Source organism: Sphingopyxis sp. (genome assembly GCF_050725655.1).
Taxonomy (GTDB): Bacteria; Pseudomonadota; Alphaproteobacteria; order Sphingomonadales; family Sphingomonadaceae; genus Sphingopyxis.
Window position 1 is genome coordinate 36,049 of record NZ_JBOHHT010000080.1, and the last position, 8,724, is coordinate 44,772.

Genomic DNA, 8,724 nt, shown 5'->3' on the forward strand with positions numbered 1-8,724 from the left:
AATTTCTAGAACCAGGCCCGTATCCCCATGACAAAGCTGACGCCGCTGGCATCCTCGCCTGCCGCCCGCGCGAAGCGCGCGGTATCGCCGACCTTGCGCGCCCATTCGACGCCGACATACGGCGCGAATTCCTTCACGATCTCGTAGCGGAGGCGGAGCCCAAGCTCGAGGTCGGAAAGGCCCGAGCCGGTGCCGGTCTCGGGCACGTCCTGCAGCGCGAAGTTGAGTTCGGCCATCGGCTGGAGGATCAGTTTCTGCGTGATGCGCTGATCATAATAGCCTTCGAGCCGGCCGAGGAGATCGCCCTTGTCAGAGAGGAACAATGCGCCCTCGACCTCGAACCAATAGGGCGCGAGACCCTCGAAACCGATCGTCGCATAGGTCCGATCGGGGCCCGGCCCGAGATCCTGCCTGATACCTGCCTGGGCATTGAAATAAGGGCCTATCGCTCGGCTGTAGAGCGCCTGCACCTCGGCGCCCTCGATGCCTTCGCCAAAGACGCCCTCGCCTTCGCTCTTGATCGTGATCCGGTTGATGTCGCCGCCGTACCAGGCCTCGCCGTCCCAGCGGAAACCGTCGCGGCCCTTGCGTGCCTGATATTCGGCGAGGTTGAAGCTGATGAAGGCGATGGTCTGCGCACCATTTTCCTTCATCATCTCGTGGCGCGAGTGCTCCATCTCCGCCGCAGGATAGACACGGTCGGCATACCAGTCGCCCGGCGGTGGCGGCGCGGTGGCATCGCCTGGAGCAAGGTCGGTGCCGGAGGCGCCGACGGGCGGTTCGACCGCTGCGCCAGCCTTCGGGGTGCAATGGCCCATCTTCGCATGCTCGGGCAGACAATCGGGGTCCACCGGCGCGGCGGCCGGTTTGTCCATAGTCATCCCTGGTTTCGATGTGCCCGGTTCGGCCGTGCAATGGCCCATCGCGGCATGCTCCGGGGCGCAGGCGGGCGCGCCCGTGTCCGCCTGGCCCATCTCCATGCCGGGCTTCGACGAATGATCCATCGACTGCGCGGCAGCGGGCGATGCGAAGGCAAGCGCGGATGTGCCGGCGAGGAAAAAAACCGCGCGCGTCATGCGGCGTCTTCCCGCGGACGCACGCTCACGACGCGCATCATCCCTGCGTGCATGTGAAAGAGCATATGGCAGTGGAACGCCCAGTCGCCGATCGCGTCGGCGGTGAAGTCGAAGCTCGCCGTGCCCCCGGGCTGGACAAGGACGGTGTGTTTGCGCGGCGAGCGGTCGCCCTTGCCCGTGACGAGTTCGAAGAAATGGCCGTGCAGGTGGATAGGATGGCTCATCATCGAATCGTTGATGAGATTGATCCGGACCCGCTCACCCTCGATAAAAGGGATCGGCTCATGATGGTCGGACATCTTCACGCCGTCGAACGACCACATGAAGCGCTCCATGTTGCCGGTGAGGTGGATGTCGAGCGACCGCTCGGCAGCGCGCACGTCGGGATTGCGCTCAAGGGCCACCAGATCATGATAGGTCAGCACCTTGTGGCCGGCATTTTCGAGGCCCTGTCCCGGCTCGCCCATGCGATCGACGGGCATGGGCGAGATCGTCTGTACGCTGGGGTCGCGCTTGACCTGCGGCGCTACGCTGAAGTCGCGCATGCTGTGCTGCATTCCGCCATCCGATCCATGATCCATGCCCGCCATCGCGCCGCCTTCGGCGGCGGGGGTGCAATGGCCCATCTTGGCATGTTCGGGGGAGCAGGAGGGATCGCCTGCGGGCATCGGCATGGCGCCGACGCCCGAATGGTCCATTCCCGCCATCGAGCCACCCGACATATCGCCCATGCCCATGTCCTTCATGGTCGCAAGCGGCCGTTCGCGCAGCGGCGGGACGTCGGCAGCCATTCCCGCGCGCGGCGCCAGCGTCGCGCGTCCCATGCCCGAGCGGTCGTTTGCTTCGGCGACCAGCGTATAGGCGCGGTCCTCGACCGGGGTCACGATGACATCATAGGTTTCGGCAACCGCAATCTGGAATTCGTCTATCTCGGTCGGCACGACATTAAGCCCGTCGGCCTGCACGACGGTCATCCTCAGGCCCGGGATGCGGACGTTGAAGATCGTCATGGCGGACGCATTGATGATCCGCAGCCGCACGCGCTCGCCGGGATTGAAGAGCGCGGTCCAGTTGTCGCGCGGGCCGCGGCCGTTGACGAGGAAGGTATAGGTCGATCCATTGACGTCGGCGACGTCGGTCGGGTCCATGCGCATCGCGCCCCATTCGATTCGTTCCTTCAGCGACTGGTCCTTGCCCGCAAGCAGCCCCGACAGCGTCTGGCGCTGCATGTTGAAATGGCCGGGACTGACCTTCATCTTGCGGAAGATCGCCTCAGGCGACAGCTGACTATGGTCGGACAGCACGACGACATGTTCGCGGTCATAACTGATTGGGTCAGCGCCTGCGGGATCGATGACGATCGGCCCATAATGGCCGAGCTGCTCCTGGAGACCCGAGTGGCTGTGGTACCAATAGGTTCCCGATTGGACGACCGGGAATTCATAAACGAATTTCGAGCGCGGCTTGATGCCGGGAAAGCTGACGCCCGGCACACCGTCCATCTGGAACGGCAGGATCAGGCCGTGCCAGTGAATCGAACTGTCCTCGTCGAGGTCGTTGACCACGGTGAGCTTCGCCGTCTGTCCTTCCTTGAGGCGCACCAGCGGGGCTGGCACGGTGCCGTTGATGCCGATGGCACGGCTCAGCTTGCCGTCGATCCGCATCGTCTGCCGGGCGATGCGCAGGGTGATGTCGTTGCCCGAGACCGTTGGGAGCGGCGCCGTGATGCCCTGCGACACCGGCTGGGCCCACGCCGGAAACCATACCGCCGCCGCGGCTGCCGCCCCGCCGCCCAAAGTTGCGCTCACGAACCGACGCCTGTCTATCTGCATGTGTTTCCCGACCGTTTCCGAATGTTCCTAATGTCATACGCAGGGGCTGCGTCTGCCCCTCATCGACAGAATAAAAAAGAGCGGCCGGGCGCGTGAACGCTCAACCCTGATCGCGTTCGCTCGTTCCCGCAAGCAATGCCTTGAGACGGGTCCGCGCGCGATAGAGCCGGGTTTCAATCGTCTTTTCACTGACGTCCAGCATCGCCGCCGCTTCCGACTGGCTGACCTCGTCCATGCCGCGAAGGAGAAGTACTTCGCGCAAATTCGCGGGCAGTTCGCCAATCGCGGCGCGAACCCTCGCCAGCTCCAGCCGATCGCTCGCTTCCATGTCGGGCGCGGGCGTATCGCTCGCGACATGATGCGCGCTCTCAAGCGGCAGCGCGCGCGAGAAAAAGGCGCGCACCTTTCGCCTGCGGCCCCAGTCGCGACATTTGTTAAGAGCGATGCGCGCGATCCAGATGCGGAACGGGCGCTCGCCATCATAGCGGGCGAGCGCGGAGAATCCGGCAACAAAGGTTTCCTGCGTCAGGTCCATCGCTTCATCGGCGTCGCCGATATGTTTGACGATGAGCCGGTAGACCACCGCCTTGTAGCGGCTCAGCAACTCGCGATAGGCATCCTCATGACTCACGCGGGCGCGCGCCACGAGCTCCTGGTCGCTATACTGCGATAGATCTGGGCTCACCGCGCATCGGCGGTCAGCGCCTTGACCACGCTCTTGTCGAACATGCGCGCCTGGTCATTATCGAGGATCGCCCGCATCGCGAAGAGATGCTTAAGCGTTTCCTTCTGCAACGTCCCCATGACGTCGTGGGTATGGTCGATGGCCTCAGTGACCCGCGGTCCATAGCCATGTTCGGCTTCGATCGCTTGCGCGAGCCGGATGTTGGCTGCGCGCATTTCGGTCTCGAGCGTCCGGCGCCGTCCGGCAAATTTAGCCTCGATCTGTTCGAGCTTCGCTTCCTGCGCCGGTGTAAGGTCGAGCTCACTATGGAGAAGCGCATGCAGTTCAGTTTCGCTGGCTTTCGGCGGATCCGACACGACGCGGCCAATGAACACGCCCGCGATGGCGGCGGCGAAAGCGATTAATCCGACGATGAACAAGCGACGCAACGGCATCCTTACTGCGGGTCCAGCAAAGTCGAGGGCGCAAGCGCGCTGGCAGGTCCGAACGGGCTGATCGGGCTAGCCGCGACCGCGGGTCCGGGAAAGGCGCTGCCAGCGATAACGCCACCGCCCAGCGACACAAAGGCCGCCAGGGCCATCAGCCGGCCAATCGCCGCCGATTCGCGCCGGCTTGCCGCAAGGGCGCCGATAATGCGATCGTCCAGCGCGTCGAGCGCCGCCGGCAACTCGATCCTGTTCAAAATGCGAAGCTCTTCGTCCATCGACCTGTCTCGTCAATTCTTGTCATTGTTCATACGCACCAGCGACAATCATCCCTCACCGCTGCGTTCTTTTCATTGCGGATGAGGGTTATGCTCTCATCTTGCGTATTAACAGGACAGACACGCAATTGGAGTTTTTTATGTTCAAATCGCTTCTCCCCTCCGCGGCAGCAGCTTTCGCGCTGCTCTTCATGCCGGGCGCCGCAAGCGCGCATACCAAGCTCATCGGTTCGACGCCTGCGGCCAATTCGACCGTCTCGAAAGTGACGTCGGTCAACCTGAAGTTCAACGAAAAAGTGATCGCGTCGACCGTGAAGACCGAGTTCGTCATGACCGGAATGCCTGGCATGGCCAATCACGCGCCGATGAAAATCCCCTACACCTCGGCGATGGGTAAGGACGGCAAGTCGATGACGCTCGCGCTGAAGCGCGCGCTGGTGCCCGGCACCTACAAGGTCAAATGGTCGGCCGCGGGTGCCGACACCCACCGCATGGGCAGCGAATTCAGCTTCACCGTAAAGTAAGGCGGTGGGCGACCCCGTCCTGATCGGCATCAGGTTCGCACTTTACGCGGACTTGATGCTCGTCGCCGGTCTCGCCGATGATGGCGGTGTCCGAGCGGCGGCTGTGCCGCGTGCTCGGACAATACCGATCGACACAGCGCAAGGCGCCACGCGGGGCGGGTGACGAAGCAGCTCTCACCGAAGACATCATCGCGCTAGCTCGGCAATCTGGTCGTTATGGCTCTCGCCGGGTGACGGCGTTGCTGCGCGATGCCGGATGGCATGTGAACAGGAAGCGCGTCGAGCGCATCTGGCGCCGCGAGGGGCTGAAGGTGCCGCAGAAGCAGCCGAAGCGCAGGCGTCTGTGGCTCAATGACGGATCGTGCATCCGGCTCCGGCCGGAGTATCCCGGCCGTCCTGCGACTTCGTCGAGGGCCGGACGAATACTCCTGTGCCAAAAGAGAAATACATCTTATATTTGTGTTACTTAGCACACGGGTAAGCGCGGGCGTTTACAGGCAACTGTAAACGGTGTGTAAACGGCCCCATGGAGCAACACACATGCAACCATCTTAAATCATTGAAAAAATTGGTAGCGGAGGAGGGACTCGAACCCCCGACACGCGGATTATGATTCCGCTGCTCTAACCAGCTGAGCTACTCCGCCCCTGAAGGGCCGCCGCGATGGGCGAGCAGCGCCTATAGGCAGGGCATTGGCGCTGGTCAATATCATGTGCGCACTCCGCGAAAATTGCGTGCGAAGGCCGGTTGCCACGGCCCGCCGAGGTAGTGATGCGCCGCAAGACCGGCGATCATCAGCGCGCGCGGGCGGAAGTCTGCGGCGAGTTCGGCCAGCAGCGCGCGCGCCTCTGCGGGCTCCACCTTGTTCTGGACGGTGATGTGGAGCCGCGGCGTTCCCTGGTCCTGAAGGGTCAGCATTCCCGTGAAATGTTCGGCGATCCGCTCGCGAATCGCCAGCAGGCGGGGACTGTCGATGCGAAAGGCGACACCGCCGCCGAGCGAATAGATTTCGCGCAAACTGGCGGCGGGAGGCGGCGTGTCGGCGGCGATGCGGCGCATCAGGCGGTCGAGTTCATCAAGGCACGACGGCGGCAGCTGATGGAACAGCGTGATGTGCGCCGCCAGATGATTGCGCTCGGGCGGATAATAAGCGGCGCGCAAATTGTTGAAGTGGAGCTGGTCCGCCGCACCCATCGTCGCGGTCACGATGATGGGTACGGCGCCAGCGGCCCGGACGGGAGGGGGGGATGCCGGGCCGCTTATAGGATCAGGCCGCCTGCGACAGCTTGCCCCGGTACGGGTTCGCCTTCACCCATTCGAGCGCCTTTTCGGGGGTCGATTCGACATAGGGATCGCTGTCGGTGCCGACGTCGTTGATGCCGGGTTCGACGAACATCTGAACCACGACGCCGTCATCGACGATCGCGGTGTAGCGCCAGCTGCGCATGCCGAAGCCCACATGATCCTTGTTGATCAGCATGCCCATGCGGCGCGTGAACGCACCCGAACCGTCGGGAACCATTTTCACCTTCTCGACGCCGAGGCTCTTGCCCCAGTTGAACATGACGAAGGCGTCGTTGACGCTGACGCAGTGAATGTCGGCAACGCCGGCGGCGGCGAAATCGTCGTGGAGACGCTCGAAGCCCGGGGTCTGCTCGTTCGAGCAGGTCGGGGTGTAGGCACCCGGCAGGCCGAACAGGATGTGGCGACCTTCGCCGAACAGCTCGCCGGTGTCGACATCCTGCCAGCGGAACGGGTTCGGGCCGTCGACGGCTTCGTCGCGCACGCGCGTCTTGAGCGTCACGGCGGGAACGGGCTGATTGATCATGGGAGAGCCTTTCTCTTGTTGGTTTCGTGCGCCTAAGCGCATGAAAGGCTGCTGCGGTCCAATCGATAAATTGGCAGAGATTGATCGGATTTATCGATCAATCCGGATTGCAGAAATTCGAATGCCAAATGCGGGCCCCGGGCTATAGGCTGGCCCAGAATCTGCGCAGCGCAGCGGCGACCTCGGCGGGCCGTTCGGCGATCGCCCAATGCCCTGCCCCCTCGATCACCGTGAGCGGTGTGCCGGTGTTTGCGGCGAAGCGCTGCGCCACCGACAACTCGACATAGGGATCGCCCTCGCCCCAGATCAGCGCGCCATTCGCGGGCAGCTTGTCGATGTCGCGCGCCCAGTCGCGTTCGAAACTGAGGCCCCTTGCCGACCGATAGAGTTTCAGGATCGCGCGGCGCTTGTCCCTGTTCGCCCATTGCGCCGCCTCTTCGCGCGCGATGTCGGCGGGCATGCCCTGCGCCGCCAGCCCCTCGGCGAGCTTACCAGGCTTGCTGAGCGCCATGAAGATTTCACCAAGTAGCGGCGTGTTCCAGATGCGCGCGATACGGTGTCCGCGATATTCGGGATCGATCACGGCGTTGGACACCGCCCAGCTGCGGATCAAATCGGGGCGCAGCATAGCGGCGCGCTGTGCGATCAGCGCCCCCCAGTCGTGGCCGACGATGTCGATCGGGCCGTGCATGGCGAAAAGCGCCTCGGCCTGCCCGACCGCCCAGTCGGCATAAGCTTCCTTGGTCGCATCAAAACCGGCGGGCAGCGGAGCCGTGAAGCCGGGAAGCGCGGGCACCGCGACCGGCGTGTCGCCAAGGTCCAGCGCGGCGAGCAGCGGACGCCAGATGGCGGGGCTGTCGGGGACGCCGTGGATGAAGAGCTTCGCAGTTGTCATCGTTCGGTCCCCTCTATCGATTGTAGCGGCGGCTATTCCATCTCCCCGCGGTCGCGCCGCAGCTGATACCATTTCTGCACATTCGCATTATGCTCCGCGAGGGTGCGCGCGAAGATATGGCCGCCGTCGCCCTTCGCGACAAAGAAGAGATAGTCGTTCGCCTCGGGATCGAGCACCGCGGCGATCGATGCCTTGCCCGGGTTGGCGATCGGGCCCTGCGGCAGACCGATCATGCTGTAGGTGTTATACCCGTTCACCGCCTGGATTTCGGAGCGCAGGATGCGGCGCCCGAGTGGCTTGCCCTTGGTGATCGGGTAGATGATCGTCGGGTCGGCCTGGAGCCGCATGCCGACGCCGAGACGGTTGGTATAGACCCCCGCGACGGTGCGGCGCTCGGCGGCAACGCCGGTTTCCTTCTCGACGATCGACGCCAGCGCCATCGCCTGATTGCGGTCCTTGACCGCGGTGCGCGGCGTGCGTTTGGCCCAAAGCTCGTTGAACGCCTTGTCCATCGCCGCCTGCATGCGCGTCACGACCGCGGCGCGGCTTTCGCCGGTGGTGAAGGCATAGCTGTCGGGCAGGATGCTGCCCTCGGCGGGCACCGGGATTTCGCCCTTCAGCCGCTTTTCGGCCATCAGCCGTTCCCACACCATGATCGAGGGCATGCCCTCGGGGATCATGACCATGCGCTGGATCGTCTTGCCCGACTGGAAGAGTTCGAGGATGTCGCCCGCGTCCATCCCCTTCTCGACTTTATATTCGCCGGGCTTGATCGGATCGTCCGAACCGAAGAAGCGCGCCTCGTTGCGGAAGCTGGAGGCCGATACCAGCCCGGCATCCTCGAGGATCTGCCCCGCCTTCGCGATGCTCGCGCCCGGAGGGATCACTATTTCGGCGCCCTTTGGCGCGCCGCCCGAGCAGGCGGCGAGCAGCAATGCCAGGATCGCGATCGTCAGCCAGCGGAACGGATGCACTCTCTTCTCCCTGATTCCGCCCTTAAGGAGACAAAAGATACGGATGCACGCGTCCAGAATGTCTCCTTTGTCGCCTTAGGCCGGAGCCCGGCGACAGCGTGATAGAGCATGGCGGTGAAATGTAGGAAAGGGGTTTTAGTTCGTCATTGCGAGCGAAGCGAAGCAATCCAGGGCGTGGCAAGCCGCTCTGGATTGCTTCGCTTCGCT

At 63.6% G+C, this 8,724-nt stretch carries 10 protein-coding genes, 1 tRNA gene and 1 pseudogene; 2 read left to right on the plus strand and 10 right to left on the minus strand.

All coding sequences use genetic code 11. The features are described 5' to 3' along the window. Positions 1-5: 5 nt before the first annotated feature. From ACREBX_RS11315 to ACREBX_RS11335, 5 genes are all read right to left on the minus strand, one after another. The gene (locus ACREBX_RS11315) at positions 6-1,076 is read right to left on the minus strand and encodes a copper resistance protein B (RefSeq protein ID WP_431561848.1); all 1,071 of its coding nucleotides are present in this window, start codon (positions 1,074-1,076) and stop codon (positions 6-8) included. Next, on the minus strand, positions 1,073-2,908 hold the full coding sequence (locus ACREBX_RS11320; RefSeq protein ID WP_431561849.1) for a copper resistance system multicopper oxidase: 1,836 nt from the start codon (positions 2,906-2,908) through the stop codon (positions 1,073-1,075). Before ACREBX_RS11320 ends, ACREBX_RS11315 begins: the two co-directional genes overlap by 4 nt. A gap of 100 nt (positions 2,909-3,008) precedes the next feature. Continuing rightward, entirely contained in the window at positions 3,009-3,593 is a 585-nt protein-coding gene (locus tag ACREBX_RS11325) for an RNA polymerase sigma factor (protein ID WP_431561850.1), read from the minus strand. Continuing rightward, positions 3,590-4,027 carry a periplasmic heavy metal sensor gene (locus tag ACREBX_RS11330; RefSeq protein ID WP_431561851.1) on the minus strand — a complete coding sequence of 146 codons (438 nt, stop codon included), beginning with the start codon at positions 4,025-4,027 and terminating at the stop codon, positions 3,590-3,592. Before ACREBX_RS11330 ends, ACREBX_RS11325 begins: the two co-directional genes overlap by 4 nt. A gap of 2 nt (positions 4,028-4,029) precedes the next feature. Continuing rightward, entirely contained in the window at positions 4,030-4,296 is a 267-nt protein-coding gene (locus ACREBX_RS11335) for a hypothetical protein (RefSeq protein WP_431561852.1), read from the minus strand. 140 nt (positions 4,297-4,436) lie between these two features. On the opposite strand from ACREBX_RS11335, the gene ACREBX_RS11340 reads away from it, so the two are divergent. Together ACREBX_RS11340 and ACREBX_RS11345 are read left to right on the plus strand one after the other, a co-directional pair. Then, complete coding sequence (locus tag ACREBX_RS11340; protein ID WP_431561853.1) at positions 4,437-4,820, plus strand: copper resistance protein CopC; 384 nt, start codon at positions 4,437-4,439, stop codon at positions 4,818-4,820. A gap of 83 nt (positions 4,821-4,903) precedes the next feature. Further along, positions 4,904-5,212, plus strand: a pseudogene (locus ACREBX_RS11345) (IS3 family transposase); the annotation flags it as partial. A gap of 177 nt (positions 5,213-5,389) precedes the next feature. On the opposite strand, the gene ACREBX_RS11350 reads toward ACREBX_RS11345, so the two are convergent. The 5 genes from ACREBX_RS11350 to mltG form a co-directional block, all read right to left on the minus strand. After that, positions 5,390-5,466 (minus strand) — tRNA-Met (locus ACREBX_RS11350). Between the two features lie 62 nt (positions 5,467-5,528). Then, entirely contained in the window at positions 5,529-6,014 is a 486-nt protein-coding gene (locus tag ACREBX_RS11355) for a 2'-5' RNA ligase family protein (RefSeq protein ID WP_431561859.1), read from the minus strand. 73 nt (positions 6,015-6,087) lie between these two features. Next, positions 6,088-6,648: a peroxiredoxin gene (locus ACREBX_RS11360; RefSeq protein ID WP_431561854.1), complete on the minus strand. Its 561-nt coding sequence runs from the start codon at positions 6,646-6,648 to the stop codon at positions 6,088-6,090. Positions 6,649-6,790: 142 nt separating this feature from the next. Continuing rightward, positions 6,791-7,543 (minus strand): alpha/beta fold hydrolase, encoded by a 753-nt coding sequence (locus tag ACREBX_RS11365; RefSeq protein ID WP_431561855.1) that lies wholly within the window; start codon positions 7,541-7,543, stop codon positions 6,791-6,793. A 32-nt stretch (positions 7,544-7,575) separates the two neighbouring features. Then, positions 7,576-8,517 carry an endolytic transglycosylase MltG gene (mltG, locus tag ACREBX_RS11370; protein ID WP_431561856.1) on the minus strand — a complete coding sequence of 314 codons (942 nt, stop codon included), beginning with the start codon at positions 8,515-8,517 and terminating at the stop codon, positions 7,576-7,578. Positions 8,518-8,724: the final 207 nt, after the last annotated feature.